The sequence below is a fragment of the Streptomyces winkii genome (assembly GCF_032248595.1).
Lineage (GTDB): Bacteria > Actinomycetota > Actinomycetes > Streptomycetales > Streptomycetaceae > Streptomyces > Streptomyces winkii.
The window spans coordinates 49,273-62,079 of the sequence record NZ_JASTTH010000007.1; the positions used below are offsets into that span (position 1 = coordinate 49,273).

At 71.4% G+C, this 12,807-nt stretch carries 10 protein-coding genes and 1 tRNA gene; 5 read left to right on the forward strand and 6 right to left on the reverse strand.

Features of this window, described 5'->3' with window-relative positions; genetic code table 11:
- Nucleotides 1-206 precede the first annotated feature (206 nt).
- From QQM67_RS21650 to QQM67_RS21665, 4 genes are all read left to right on the forward strand, one after another.
- Nucleotides 207-974 (forward strand): hypothetical protein, encoded by a 768-nt coding sequence (locus QQM67_RS21650; RefSeq protein ID WP_314175686.1) that lies wholly within the window; start codon nucleotides 207-209, stop codon nucleotides 972-974.
- A complete protein-coding gene (gene cseB, locus QQM67_RS21655) occupies nucleotides 971-1,777 on the forward strand; it encodes a two-component system response regulator CseB (RefSeq protein WP_314175687.1) in 807 nt (268 codons plus the stop codon). Before QQM67_RS21650 ends, cseB begins: the two co-directional genes overlap by 4 nt.
- A 39-nt stretch (nucleotides 1,778-1,816) precedes the next feature.
- Nucleotides 1,817-3,214 (forward strand): sensor histidine kinase, encoded by a 1,398-nt coding sequence (locus tag QQM67_RS21660; RefSeq protein WP_314175688.1) that lies wholly within the window; start codon nucleotides 1,817-1,819, stop codon nucleotides 3,212-3,214.
- A 270-nt stretch (nucleotides 3,215-3,484) separates the two neighbouring features.
- Nucleotides 3,485-5,218: a transglycosylase domain-containing protein gene (locus tag QQM67_RS21665; RefSeq protein ID WP_314175689.1), complete on the forward strand. Its 1,734-nt coding sequence runs from the start codon at nucleotides 3,485-3,487 to the stop codon at nucleotides 5,216-5,218.
- Between the two features lie 42 nt (nucleotides 5,219-5,260).
- Here QQM67_RS21665 and QQM67_RS21670 read toward each other — a convergent pair whose 3' ends face one another.
- The 5 genes from QQM67_RS21670 to QQM67_RS21690 form a co-directional block, all read right to left on the reverse strand.
- Entirely contained in the window at nucleotides 5,261-6,745 is a 1,485-nt protein-coding gene (locus QQM67_RS21670) for an IPT/TIG domain-containing protein (protein ID WP_314175690.1), read from the reverse strand.
- Nucleotides 6,746-6,874: 129 nt separating this feature from the next.
- Entirely contained in the window at nucleotides 6,875-7,663 is a 789-nt protein-coding gene (locus QQM67_RS21675) for an IPT/TIG domain-containing protein (RefSeq protein ID WP_314175691.1), read from the reverse strand.
- Nucleotides 7,664-8,267: 604 nt separating this feature from the next.
- Nucleotides 8,268-8,828 carry an Ig-like domain-containing protein gene (locus QQM67_RS21680; protein WP_314175692.1) on the reverse strand — a complete coding sequence of 187 codons (561 nt, stop codon included), beginning with the start codon at nucleotides 8,826-8,828 and terminating at the stop codon, nucleotides 8,268-8,270.
- Nucleotides 8,829-9,390: 562 nt separating this feature from the next.
- Nucleotides 9,391-9,466, reverse strand: a tRNA-Lys gene (locus QQM67_RS21685).
- A 75-nt stretch (nucleotides 9,467-9,541) separates the two neighbouring features.
- Nucleotides 9,542-11,365: a DEAD/DEAH box helicase gene (locus QQM67_RS21690; protein WP_314175693.1), complete on the reverse strand. Its 1,824-nt coding sequence runs from the start codon at nucleotides 11,363-11,365 to the stop codon at nucleotides 9,542-9,544.
- A gap of 620 nt (nucleotides 11,366-11,985) precedes the next feature.
- On the opposite strand from QQM67_RS21690, the gene QQM67_RS21695 reads away from it, so the two are divergent.
- The gene (locus QQM67_RS21695; RefSeq protein WP_314175694.1) at nucleotides 11,986-12,135 is read left to right on the forward strand and encodes a hypothetical protein; all 150 of its coding nucleotides are present in this window, start codon (nucleotides 11,986-11,988) and stop codon (nucleotides 12,133-12,135) included.
- A 293-nt stretch (nucleotides 12,136-12,428) separates the two neighbouring features.
- On the opposite strand, the gene QQM67_RS21700 is transcribed toward QQM67_RS21695, so the two are convergent.
- Complete coding sequence (locus QQM67_RS21700) at nucleotides 12,429-12,791, reverse strand: metallopeptidase family protein (protein WP_314176170.1); 363 nt, start codon at nucleotides 12,789-12,791, stop codon at nucleotides 12,429-12,431.
- Nucleotides 12,792-12,807 lie beyond the last annotated feature (16 nt).

A 12,807-nucleotide genomic window follows, 5' to 3' on the forward strand; every position in this document is an offset into this window, starting at 1 on the left:
GGCGGAGGCCGCGAGGCGCGGGGCCAAGGCTCGCAGAGCCCGGGCCCGGGCTCGCGGGCCCCGGGGCCAGAGGCCGCGCAGCCAAGGCCGCGGAGCCAAGGCCGCGAGGCCGAAGGCCAGGGCGCCCGGCCCAACACCCCGCGTCCTTGCGCTCTTTCCCCGCTTCCGGTGGATCGCCGCGCGCCCCCGGCTACCCTGATGCCCCTATGCATGCCCTCCGCGACGGCTCCTCGCGGCAAGCCGCGGCGCGGCGCCGGCGGCGTCCGGGCCGCCCGGCTGCCACGGCCGTCGCGGCTGCCGTGAGCGTGGCCGTGACGGGAGCCGGGCTGGCGGGTTGCGCGTCGGACACCGGAGTACGGGACGGAGGGGCCGCGTCCAGCCTGTCGCCGCCCGCCAGCGCCTCGCCGCTGTGGCCCGGCGAATCGCCCTCGCCGCAGCCCCGGGCGCCGACGTCGAGGCAGTATCCGCCGGTCAGGGGCGTCACCGTACCCGCGGACGGTCTCAAGGGCGTGCCGGTACGGCAGTTGATGGCGAAGGACGCCAACGTGCCCGATCTGGTACGGAAGTTGATGAGCACCTGCCCGTCGCAGCGCTGCCCCATGCGGGACCCCGTCTACCGGGACCTGACCGGCGACGGGCGCGACGAACTCATCGTGGCCGTGGACGATCCGGGACTGAGCCAGACGATGCTTCAGGTCTACCGCGCATCCGGCGACGAGATCAGACCCGTGCTCATCCACTGGGCGGAGCCCGGGCTCACCGGCGAGACCCTCGGCAAGGACCTGGTGGTCACGGCGAACGGCAAGGAGGGCCCGTACACCACCCGGTACCGCTGGAACGGCAAGGTGCTGGCCCCCGTCGGCGTGCAGGGGCGGGACGGGGCACCGCAGGAAGGTGCCACGCAGGACAGCCGGCCGGCGGACGACGGAGCCGTGGACGACAGGGGCCGCACAGACCGGAGGACGACGTCATGACGACCCCCGCACACAGCGGGCCGGGCCCCGGCCCGAACCCGAGCCCGATTCCGGGCCCGGGCTCCGCCCCCGCCGCGGTCACCGAGGCGCACATCCTCCTCGTCGAGGACGACGACGTGATCCGCAACACCGTACGCATGGCTCTCGAACGGTACGGCTTCACCGTCTCCACCGCCGCCGACGGCCTGACCGGACTGGAGGTCTTCCGCGAGCGGCGGCCCGATCTGCTGCTCCTGGACGTCATGCTCCCCGAGCTCGACGGCATCGGACTGTGCCGCCGGATACGGGAGTTGAGCCTCGCGCCGGTTCTGATGATGTCGGCACGAGGCGACGCCCTCGACATCGTCTCCGGCCTCGAAGCGGGCGCCGACGACTACGTGGTCAAGCCGGTCGAGAGCGCGGTGCTCGTCGCGCGGATACGTTCGCTGCTGCGCCGCGCCTCCTTCCCGCCCGCCGCGCGGCCCGAGGATCAGGCGCCCGGGGGACATGGGGACGGGCACCGCCCGGGGCACCCTCCGCGCGTCCTCACCTTCGGCGAACTCACCATCGACACCCTGGGAATGGAGGTGTGCCGGGCCGGGCAGGCGCTGGCCCTCACGCCGACCGAGCTGCGGCTGCTGCTGGCGTTCGCCGCCTCGCCCGGCGTCGTGCTGGAGCGCCGCACCCTGCTGAACCAGGTCTGGGACCACGCGTGGCACGGCGATACGCGCGTAGTCGACCTGCACGTGCAGCGGCTGCGCGCGAAGATCGGCGCCGAACTCATCGAGACTGTCCGCGGTTTCGGCTACAAGCTGCGGCGGTGACGCGGTGACGACGAGAGCGCGACCACTGAGGCCGCTGCGATGAGGCTGGCCGCGCTCGTCGGCGCACCGAGAGCGCCCAGGGCACTGCGATGGCGCATCGCGGGCCTTGTGACGGCGGCGATCTGCGCCGTCGCCGTCGCGGTCGGCGTGCTGGTGCACCAGGCATCGCGGGACAGGGAGCTCTCGCAGGCGCGGGACGTGGCCCGTACGACCCTGGACCGGGCGGCCGTCGGATACGCGCGCACCGGCGACATACGCGGCTCGGGCGCGATGCTCGACCCGCGCGGGCTGCCCGCGGAGTTGCGCACGCTCGTACGCGAGGGCCACGAGGGCACCCAGTTCTCCGACGGGTCCGCGGCGGCCGGGAAGTCGGAGGAGCCGGCGGGGCGGACGGCGCATGCGGAAGGCGGCGGGGACGGCGGCGGGGACGGTCCCGCGATGTGGGCGGCGCGCCCCGCGGGCCGCCGCGTGCTCGCCGTACGCGTCGACATGACCGTGACGATGCGTAACCTCGGCGCGCTGGACACGAACATCGTCCTGGCCGGGCTGCTGACCACGGCGGTCGTTTTGCCGCTGGGCGTGCTGACCGCGGGGCGGATGAGCCGCAGACTGCGCGCGGCGGCCGGCACCGCGCGGCGGATCGCCGCCGGCGACCTGGACGCGAGGATCTCCGCCGGTTCGGCGCCCGCGCGCCCGTACGACGAGATCGCCGAGATCTCGGGAGCCGTCGACACGATGGCGGCCGCGCTCCAGGAACGGCTGCGCAGCGAGCAGCGGTTCACCGCCGACGTGGCACACGAGCTGCGTACGCCCCTGATGGGACTGGTCACGGCGGCCGAACTGCTTCCGGAGGGCAAGGCGGCGGAATACGTACGCGACCGGGTACGCGCGCTCAGCACCCTCATCGAGGATCTGCTGGAGATCTCCCGGCTGGACGCGGGCGCGGAGCAGGCCCAGGCCTCGCCCTGCTCGGTGGCCGCCCTGATCGAGGACGCCGTCCAGCGAACCGGGCTCTCCGTCGAGCTGGTCGCCCACGGCACCGGCGCGAAGGTGTGGACGGACCCGCGCAGGCTGGAGCGCATCGTGGCCAACCTCGTCGTCAACGCGCACCAGCACGGAAAGCCGCCCGTCCTGGCCAAGGTGGCGCCCGGCGGCACGACCGTGACCGTGCGCGACAGCGGTCCCGGCTACCCGGCCGATCTGCTGGGTTCGGGGCCGCAGCGGTTCCGTACGGGCGCACGCGAGCGGGGCAGGGGACACGGCCTCGGGCTGACCATCGCGCTGGGGCAGGCCGAAGTCATCGGCGCCACGCTGGACTTCGGCAACGCGGCGGACGGCGGCGCGGTCGCCACGCTCCGGCTCCCCGACCGCCGGGAGCCCGCCGAACTGCCCGCGGATTCTGGAGAGTTGGACAAGTCCGGGCCGATACACGGCTGATACGTCTTCGAGCGGGGTCCGAGGCGCAGTGCGGGGCTGCGGCACATGTTCGCGTCCGAGGGTGACCCCATGCGGATCACGCGGCACAGGGCCACGCGCAGCGGACGGCACAGCGCGACGCACGGCAGCACGAGCGGGCAGAGCGCATCGACGGTGCTCAGCGCACAGAGAGCACGGTTCGCACAGAGAGCACAGAGAGCACAGAGCCTGGGGAGCGCGCGGAGAGCACGGCGCGCGGCGCGCACAGGCACCGAGCGGAACAGAACGGCCGTGCGCCGAACCGGACTTCGCCGCTTCTTCTCCTTGCGGCGCGTCCTCGCCTGCGTCGTGTTCCTGCTGACGGGCACGGCCGCGGTCTTCACCGTCCTCTACGCCGTCATCGACGTCCCGCTGCCCAACGAGCAGGCGGAGGCCGAGAGCAACGTCTACCTCTACAGCGACGGGACGCGGCTCGCGCGCACGGGAAAGGTCAACAGGGAGTCCGTACCCCTGAACAGGGTGCCCGAGGGCGTGCGGAACGCTTTCGTCGCCGCCGAGGACATGTCCTTCTACGACAGCTCCGGGATCGACCCGCTGGGCACGGCGCGCGGAGTCTTCAACACCCTGGCGGGGAAGGGCGCTCAGGGCGGCTCGACCATCACCCAGCAGTACGTGAAGAACTACTACCTCAGCCAGGAGCGGACCCTCACCCGCAAGGTGAAGGAGATGGTCATCTCGCTCAAGGTCGACCAGCGAATGTCCAAGAACGCCATTCTCGCCGGGTATCTGAACACCAGCTACTTCGGACGCGTGGCCTACGGCGTCCAGGCCGCGTCCCGCGCGTACTACGGCAAGGACGTCGAAGACCTCACCGTTGCGGAGGGCGCGTATCTGGCGGCCCTGGTGCAGGCGCCCAGCCAGTACGACTGGGCAACCGCGAGCCCCGGAGCCCGCCAACTCGTCCGGCGGCGCTGGAAGTACGTGCTCGGCAACATGACCGAGATGGGCGTGCTCGACCCGGCGGAGCGGCGGCACATGCGCTTCCCCACGCCGCGCGCGCCCAAGTCCGGGCTCGGGCTCGACGGCCACGCGGGCTATCTCGTCGACGCCGCGAACCGGGAGCTCATCGCCTCCGGCGTCGGCGAGCAGCGGCTGGCCGCCGGGGGCTGGACCATCAGGCTCAACATCGACCCGGAGCGGCAGCGGGCGCTGGAGCGCGCCGCCGGGCAGCAGAAGCGCGGCCCGCGCGGCGACGGTCTCGCCGCGGCGGACGCCGATACGCAGACCGGCGCCGTCTCGGTGAGCCCCAGCACGGGCAAGGTGCTCGCTCTGTACGGCGGCAGGGACTACGCCCACCACTACCTCAGCAACGCCACCCGCACCGACTACCAGGCGGGCGACGCCTTCGCGCCGCTCAAACTCGCGGCCGAGCTCGAACTGAGCCGTGGGGCGCGTACGAAGGCCGGTTACGTACGCACGGTCAAGCGCACCGCCGCCGGCCTCGGCATGGACCCGGACGCGAACGGCGTCACGGCGGGGACCCAGACCTTGTCGCGAGGCCTCATGGGCACCAGCGCGCTCGAACTCGCCGGTGCCTACGCCGCGTTCGACAACGACGGCAGGAAGATCACGCCGGCGGTGGTGGGTTCGGCGCGGCGGGGCGCGGAGAGCGCGAACCTGCCACGGCCCGTGGGCGGCAGGGCGATCCGCGCCGAGACGGCGTACTCGGTCATGGCGAACCTCACCAAGCGGCAGGGCGTCCCCCACGAGACAGGCGACGAGTACGGCGGCACCGGGGTGCCCACCTCGCTGCCCGCGGCGAAGCAGATCCTCCCCGTCGTCTCCGGCACGTCCGACGACCAGAAGGCGGCGTGGTGCGTCGGGTTCAGCCCCGGAGCGGTCACCGCGGTCGGCACGTTCGGAGAGGACGCGAAGACCCGTGACCAACTGGCCCTCGGCGAGGCGGCGCAGAGCAGCCCACCGAAGATCTGGTCCGCGTACACGGCCGGGGCCGACGCGGGCTAGGCGCGACACGCACCGGGCGCCGCGCACCGGAGCCGGGCGCCGTCACTCCTCGTAGGTGTAGTCGAGCGCGTTGCTGGTGCCGCCGGGGGTGTGGAGGGTGACGGGAACGGTTCCGGTCCCCGGTGGCGCGGTGGCGACGACGAGGTCGTCGGAGAGGGCGGCGTAACCGGCGGAGACCGCGCCGAAGAGGACCTCGTCGGTGTAGGTGAGGTCCGTGCCGGCGATGGTGACGCTGGTACCACCGGAGGCCTGACCGGAGTCCGGGGTGAGCGCCGTGATGGCGGGCTGGTTGAGGTACGTGTAGTAGGGGTTGCCGGTGGCGGGGTCGCTTGTGCCCGCGGGAGTGGTGACGGTGACCTGGACGGTGGCGGTGCCGGCCGGTGCGGTGACCGTGATCTGGGCGTCGCCCTGAACGTCGATTCCGGTGGCGGCCTCGGCGCCGAAATGTACGGCGGTCGTGCCGGCCAGGTCGGTCCCGGTGATGACGACGGCGTTGCCTCCGCCGGTCGGCCCGTAATGCGGATTGAGGTCGGCGAGAGTCGGAGCCGCCGCCGTCGTGTAGGCGTAGGTGACGCTGTTGCTGGTGCCCGCGGCGGTCACCACGCTGACCGGGACGGCTCCCTGGCCGGGCGGTGCCGTGGCGGTGAGTTGCGTGTCGCTCACGTCGGCGAAGTCGGCGCTCACCGCGCCGAAGTGGACGGCCGTGGCCCCGGCGAGGCCCGTGCCGGAGACGACGACCTGGTTGCCGCCGCTCGGCGGACCTTGGCCCGGATTGAGTCCGGTGATGACGGGGGCGGCCAGGTAGGTGTACGTGAGGCCGTTGCTCGTACCGCCTGGAGTCGTGACGGTGACCGGCACCGCACCCGCACCCGCGGGCGCGACGGCCGTGACATGCCCGTCGTCGGTGACCGTGAACGGGGCAGCGGTGGCACCGAAGCGCACGGTGGTGGCGCCCAGCAGCCCCGTACCGGAGACGACGACCTGATTCCCCCCGGCAACGGGGCCCTGGACAGGACTCAACGCACTGACCACGGGCGCCGGGACATACGAATAGGTGAGGCCATTGCTGGTACCGCCCGGAGTCGTGACCGTGACGGGCACCGCACCCGTCCCCGGCGGTGCGGTGGCGGTGATGTGCCCGTCGTCGGTGACCGTGAAGGAGGCGGCACTGATGCCGAAGCGCACAACGGTGGCACCGAACAGACCGGTGCCGGAGACGACGACCTGATTCCCCCCGCCGACAGGCCCCTGGACAGGACTCAACGCACTGACCACGGGCGCCGGGACATACGTATAGGTACGGCCGTTGCTCGTACCGCCCGGAGTCGTGACGGTGACCGGCACCGCACCCACGCCCGGCGGTGCGGTGGCCCTGATCGAGGAGCTGCTGCTCACGGTGTATCCGGCGGCTGTTCCACCGAAGCGCACGGCGGTGGCACCGAGCAGACCGGTGCCGGAGACGACGACCTGGTTCCCGCCCGCGGCAGGGCCCTGAACAGGGCTCAGTGCGCTGATCACCGGTGCCATGAGCGCGCCTCTCTCACTGGTTGGCGTCGTTCGGAGGGGATGCCCCGAAGGTCGTACTGCGGCCCTGCGCCCGGCCGTTGGCTGTGTGCTCCGGGCCGGGCCAGAGCACACAGGGACCGGGCGTCAGGGTCAGGTGGCGAAGGTGGCAGCGGGGTTGACGGCGGTCGTGCCACCGGGGTTGGTGACGGTGACGTCGAACGTCGTCGCCGCGGGGAGGGTCGCGGGGGCGGTCACGAGCACCTCGGTGTCGCTCAGACCCGCGAAGTCGGTGACGGGGTAGTCGGTCGTGGTCGTGGGATCGGTGAAGGTGACGCCGGTGACGTCGTAGAGATTGGTGCCGGTGACGAGGACGCCTTCCTCGCCCGCCGTTCCGGTCGCCGGGGAGACGTCGCTGACGGTCGGTGTGTCGTAGTAGGTGTACTGGGAGGCAGCCCCGTTGGGGGCGCTGGTGCCGCCCGGGCTGGTGATCGTGACGTCGACGGTGACGGGCGCGCCCGTGACCGGATTGTCCGGCGGCGTGACGGTGAGCCCGGAGTCGCCGTTGTGGCTGACCACGGTGCCGGCGTTGCCGCCGAAGGCCACGGCGGTGGCGGCTGCGAGACCGCTGCCTGTGATGGTCGTGTTGGGCGCATCGGCCTCGGGGCCGGTCGTGCTGCTGAGGCCCGTGCACTCGGGAACAGCGACGTAGAAGAAGGCCTTGCCGTTGCTGGTGGACCCGGCCGCGGTCACGGTGACATTGACCTGCCCTGGGCACGCGCTGGGGATGGCGGTGGTGATGGTGGTCCCGGCGGCCGTTCCGGTAACGGTCTTATTGCCCACGGCGACGTTCACGGTGCCGGTTCCGAATCCGGTACCGGTGATGGTCAGGGGATCACCACCCTTGCCTCGGGTAGTGCTGAGCGACGTGATGGTCGGCATGCGAACTCCTTTGTTGACGGACTCCACTGGTGCGCTGACTCAATCGGCTGTGCTCGCTGCCCGGACGGCCACACGCGGGCCCGGCTACGGCGCTTCTGGTGTGCGCCGCAGGGCGTGGGCTGGAGCCGTGCAGTAGACCTGTCGACGTCTGCTCTGCCGTCATGACGAGCTGAACTGCCCATGGCAGCGCGGAGATGACGGCTCAGTTCGAAGAGTCGACGGGAGGAAAAACGGGGAGGCGGCGTTGTTCGCGTCGCATGGGAGGCGAATCGCTGTCCCCGGCGCGGATCGAGGTGTTGTGGGACTGAGTAGTGGACGGCCGCGGACCCGACGGCCGACAGCGAGGGCTTACTTAATGGGACTTCGGCCAGTAAGCCACTCAACACGCAGTAGAGACAAGGGAATTGACGAACTCATCACTCGAACGGCGTATTAGTGGGCTCATGCCACGTATTGGGATATGAATTCACGACTGACCGCTCGATCACGCGGAGCGGGAGGCCTCAACCGGCCGTCGACGACGCCGAGTTCGCCGTGCGTTCCTTGCCTTTTCGTCGCGTTGCCACGGGCCCGATCGGGCCGCAAAGCGCACTCGAGAATCACATCAGGGCTGCGAAGTACCGTCGTCACGCTGGTTGTTGTTCTGCGTGGTGGTCCGGTCGGTGTTCTCGTTGTGCGTGTAGTTGTGGTTCGCGTTGATGCTGCTTCCGTCGTTGATGGTGTTGGTGCCCTCGTTGTTGGCGTAGAACAGACTCAGACCGCCGCCGGACGGGGGTGTGGGCCCGTTCTGGGTCACCTGCACCGTGGTGGTGTCACTGGACGCGTTGCAGTTGTCGTTTCCGTTGTAGGCCGCCGTGATCGTGTGCGTGCCCACGGAGTTGAAGACGGCGGTGAATGAAGCGCTTCCGTCCGACGAGACGGGCACAGTGGCCTTGATGTCGTCCCCGTCCCAGAACGTGACGCCCAACTCGCCGCTCGGGTCGGCCGTGCAACTGACCTGAGTGTTCAGGGTCACGGGGTCGCCCACGGCCACGGACGCGGGATTCGCCTGCACCGTCGTCGACGAGGACTCGGCGGCCACCGCCGGCGTAGCGAAGCCCAGTACGAGGGCGATCGCCGCGGAGGCGGCCATCCTCCATGCCTTGCGGCTCTGCGCGATTCTCATCGATCCACTCCTCGTCATCCCTGGATGAAGACGCCCCAAATCGCCCGTCACCCTATGAGTCAGAGCCGAATTCCCGGGGCGAACGCAATCCCCGTCATGCACACGGCCGACCAAACTCCCCCGTACAGCCGAGGAATCGGGAGCCGCTTTCCGGGGCGGTCTCAAGTGGCAATCGTATTTCCGGGGTTGAATTCGCGGTGTCGCAGGGAGGACGGTCCGGCGACCGGCATGGGTCCCTTATGCGGACCGTGGGACGGGTATCCCACAAGGGGCGTCCTGTCTGCCGAACGGCAGCGGTTTCGCCAGGAGTTATGACTTTCAGCGCGGAACTGTTCGCCGGGGGACGTACTCGTCGACCTGGCGAGCAGGGCCTGTTCTGGAGCGGGTGCGCTGTCCCGAACATGAGTGAGGTCTGGTCGGCGGTCACCGCCGAACCGGCACGCTGCGGCACCCCGTACGAATGCGGGAGACCGGGGCGGGGACCCGCGACGAGATGCGCGGGACCGGCCGCCCCGGCCGCGAGCCGGCGACCTCGTGCCGCAGATGCGGTCAATGACCGACTTGGTAGGCCGTGAGGGACTCGAACCCTCAACCAATGGATTAAAAGTCCACTGCTCTGCCAATTGAGCTAACGGCCCGCCCCCGCAGCATAGCCCGGTGCGCGCCCGGGCTTCGAAGGCATTGGCCTTCGTGCTGGGGAGTTGTCAGAAGCGTCAGCCGTTGCGCTTCCAACGCGGCTTGTCGGTGCGGCGGTCGAAGGAGCGGCCGCCTCCGCGGTGATCGTCGCGACGGCCGTACGGGCGCCGCTCGTCGTGGGAGCGGGCGTCCCGGCCGTACGGCGTCGAGGGGCGGCGCTCGTCGCGGCGCTCACGGTTGTACGAGGGACGTCCCTCGCGGCGGTCGCGGGGACGGTCCCGGTCGCGGTCCCTGTCACGGTCGCGCCCCCGGTTGTACGCCGGGCGCCCGCCGTCGCGCCGGTCGCGCTCACCGCCGCGCTCCTCGCGCCTCCCGTCGCGGCGCTGGTCGCGCTGCTCGCGCTGGTCCTTCTGCTCCCGCTCGCGCTGTTCGCGCTCCTCGCGGCGCTGCTCACGGCGCAGCTCGCGCTGCACCTCCGCCTCGACCTCCGCGGTCAGCGCCGCCGAGGCCTCCGCGACGGCCGCCTCCGGGTCGTCCCCGCGCTCGCGCGCCGCACGCCCCGTCAACCGCTCGGCCTCCTCGCGGAGTTCGGCCGCACGCCGCTGCGCGCGCTCCAGCTGCCGGCCGAGCTTGGCCGCCTCGCGCTCCGCCTGCTTGGCGGCGTTCGCGGTCGCCTCGGCCTGCACCTCGGTCAGAGAACGCGCACCGGTGATACGCGTCACTTCCTCGTCGAAGACGTCGCCCCGCCCGATGATGTGCCGCGAGGCGTCGACGCCCGCGTCCTCCATCAGCCGGAAGATCTGCCGCCGCTGGTGCGGCAGCGCCAGCGAGACGACCGTGCCGGACAGCCCGGCCCGCGCCGTACGCCCCGAGCGGTGCAGATAGTCCTTGTGATCGCCGGCCGGGTCGACGTTCAGCACCAGGTCGATGTTGTCGACGTGGATGCCGCGGGCCGCGACGTCCGTCGCGACCAGAACATTGACCTTGCCCTCCTTGAAGTCCGCCATGGTGCGCGTCCGCGCACCCTGCGTCATGCCGCCGTGCAGCGCCTCCGCGCCCACGCCGCCCTCGCGCAGCTGCTCGGCGACGCGGTCGGCGCCCAGCTGCGTCCGTACGAAGATGATCGTGCGGCCCTTGCGCGAAGCGATCGCGCTGGTGACGGGGGCCTTGTCGCGGGGCTTCACGACGAGCACGTGGTGGCTCATGGTCGTGACCGCGCCCTGTGCGGCGTCGACCTCGTGCACCACCGGGGTCACGAGGTAGCGCCGGACGAGCGTGTCGATCTCCTTCTCCATCGTCGCGGAGAAGAGCATCCGCTGGCCGCCCTCGGGCAGCTGGTCCATCAGCTCGGTGACCTCGGGCATGAAGCCGAGGTCGGACATCTGGTCGGCCTCGTCGAGCACGGCCACCTCGACGTCCTCCAGCGAGCACGAGCCGCGCCCGATCAGGTCGCGCAGGCGCCCGGGAGTGGCGACGAGGATGTCGACGCCGCGCTCCAGCGCCGAGATCTGGTTCGCCATCGAGGTGCCGCCGCAGACGACCTTGAGCTTGAGGCCCAGCACGTCGCCGTACGGCTGGAGCGCGTCCGAGACCTGCATGGCCAGCTCGCGCGTGGGCGTGAGGATGACGCCGCGGGGGCGCTTGCGCTCGGTGCGCGCTCCGGCGAGCCGGGTCAGCAGCGGCAGCCCGAAGGAGAGGGTCTTGCCGGAGCCGGTGCGGCCACGGCCGAGGATGTCCTTGCCCTGGAGCGCGTCCGGAACGGTCGCGGCCTGGATGGGGAAGGGGATGGTGACGCCGTTCTGCGCGAGCTTGCGCACCACGGGCTCGGGAAGCCCGAGATCGGCGAACGTGACGGTGTCCTCGTCCTCAGGCAGGACAGCGTCGATCGAGGCAACAGACATGCGAAGTGCGAACCTTCCGGAGTTCAGCAGCACGCGCCCAGACTCCGTGAATTCGCAAAAGACCGCCTCTATGCGGTCAGCCACGGCTGAGAGAAACGCGCCACGCGGCGCGCTCTGCAAGGGCGCCGGGCAAATGGGATCAAACGATCAACCAGCATACGCACCCCACGGTGCGCCGCGCAAATGAGATCAGAAGAGGTGCGCGGCCTCCCTGCCGGGGGCTATCCGCTGGTGGGCGGCGTCGGCACCTCCGTCGAGGGACGGGACTGGCTGGGAGTGGGCTTCGGCACACTCGGCCTCGTCGGTGTGGGCGGCCTCGGAGGCCTCGGGGGCCGAGGGGGCCGTGTCCGCGACGGCGTGTCCGGGGTCTCCGGGGTCCTCCCCGAACTGTGGTGCCCCGCACCGGACTTGGTGGCATCGCGGCCCCCGTCGTGCTTGCCGGCCCGTCCGCGCTCGCGGGCCTTCTCGCGGGCCGAGGCGCCGTCCTCACGGCCCCGGGAGCCGCCGGCCTTGGAGTCGTCTCCGCCGTGCGCGCGTTCGCCCTGCCGGTGCACGCTGGACCCGAGCCCTCCCTCGGGGACCTCCGCGCCCGCTCCCGCGCCGGAGGAGGACTCACCGCCGTGCCGCGCCCGACCGTCGCCGTCCGCCTCTCCGTGCACGGTCATGCATCCCTGGAGCGCCGCCAGCATCAGGGCACCCGCGACCGTACGGGCCACGACGCGGACGGCGGACGACCGGACGCCGACTCCCGTACGTACAGCGGGAGTTGAAGGGAATCGGCTCCGGCAGGGGAACCGCAGAGGGAACGGGCGCACGGTGGGACCTCCAGGCGCGGTCAGACGGCGAACCGGTGAGCCTCCTGCTCAACTGCCGCTCCGCACAACAGGTCACGCCGGTTCGCCATCGCACGACGAGGCGCAGCTGGGCACGTCGGCCCGGCCCGAGGCGTCCCAAGTCGGGTGCGGCCACGCCGAGTCGGAGTCCCGGAGCCGGCGACCGAGCCGGAGCGGGCGGCGCCGGGTGCGGGCTCCCGGCCGGCCGGACCATCGGCCAGCCCCCGGCCTCACCCGTATCCGAGCTCGTGCAGCCGCTCGTCGTCGATGCCGAAGTGGTGCGCGATCTCATGGACGACGGTCACCTCGACCTCGGAGACGACCCCCTCACGCCCGCCGTCCTCGCCGTCCACCATGCGCAGCGTCGGACCCCGGTAGACCGTGATCCGGTCCGGCAGCACGCCCGCGTACCACTCGCCCCGCTCGGTCAGCGGAGTGCCCTCGTACAGACCGAGCAGCTCCGGGTCCTCGGCCGGCGGCTCGTCCTCGACGAAGACCGCCACGTTGTCCATGAGCCTCGTCAGCTCGGGCGGGATGCGGTCGAGCGCCTCGGACACCAGCTCCTCGAAGTCTTCGCGCGTCATCTCCAGCACCCCGCCATTGTCGGCC

What these genes read in the sequence shown, in the direction of transcription:
- QQM67_RS21650 (WP_314175686.1), top strand. Translation starts at nt 207, where the DNA reads ATGCATGCCCTCCGCGACGGCTCCTCGCGGCAAGCCGCGGCGCGGCGC.
- QQM67_RS21660 (WP_314175688.1), top strand. Translation starts at nt 1,817, where the DNA reads ATGAGGCTGGCCGCGCTCGTCGGCGCACCGAGAGCGCCCAGGGCACTG.
- QQM67_RS21670 (WP_314175690.1), bottom strand. Translation starts at nt 6,745, where the DNA reads ATGGCACCGGTGATCAGCGCACTGAGCCCTGTTCAGGGCCCTGCCGCG.
- QQM67_RS21680 (WP_314175692.1), bottom strand. Translation starts at nt 8,828, where the DNA reads ATGAGAATCGCGCAGAGCCGCAAGGCATGGAGGATGGCCGCCTCCGCG.
- cseB (WP_314175687.1), top strand. Translation starts at nt 971, where the DNA reads ATGACGACCCCCGCACACAGCGGGCCGGGCCCCGGCCCGAACCCGAGC.
- QQM67_RS21675 (WP_314175691.1), bottom strand. Translation starts at nt 7,663, where the DNA reads ATGCCGACCATCACGTCGCTCAGCACTACCCGAGGCAAGGGTGGTGAT.
- QQM67_RS21690 (WP_314175693.1), bottom strand. Translation starts at nt 11,365, where the DNA reads ATGTCTGTTGCCTCGATCGACGCTGTCCTGCCTGAGGACGAGGACACC.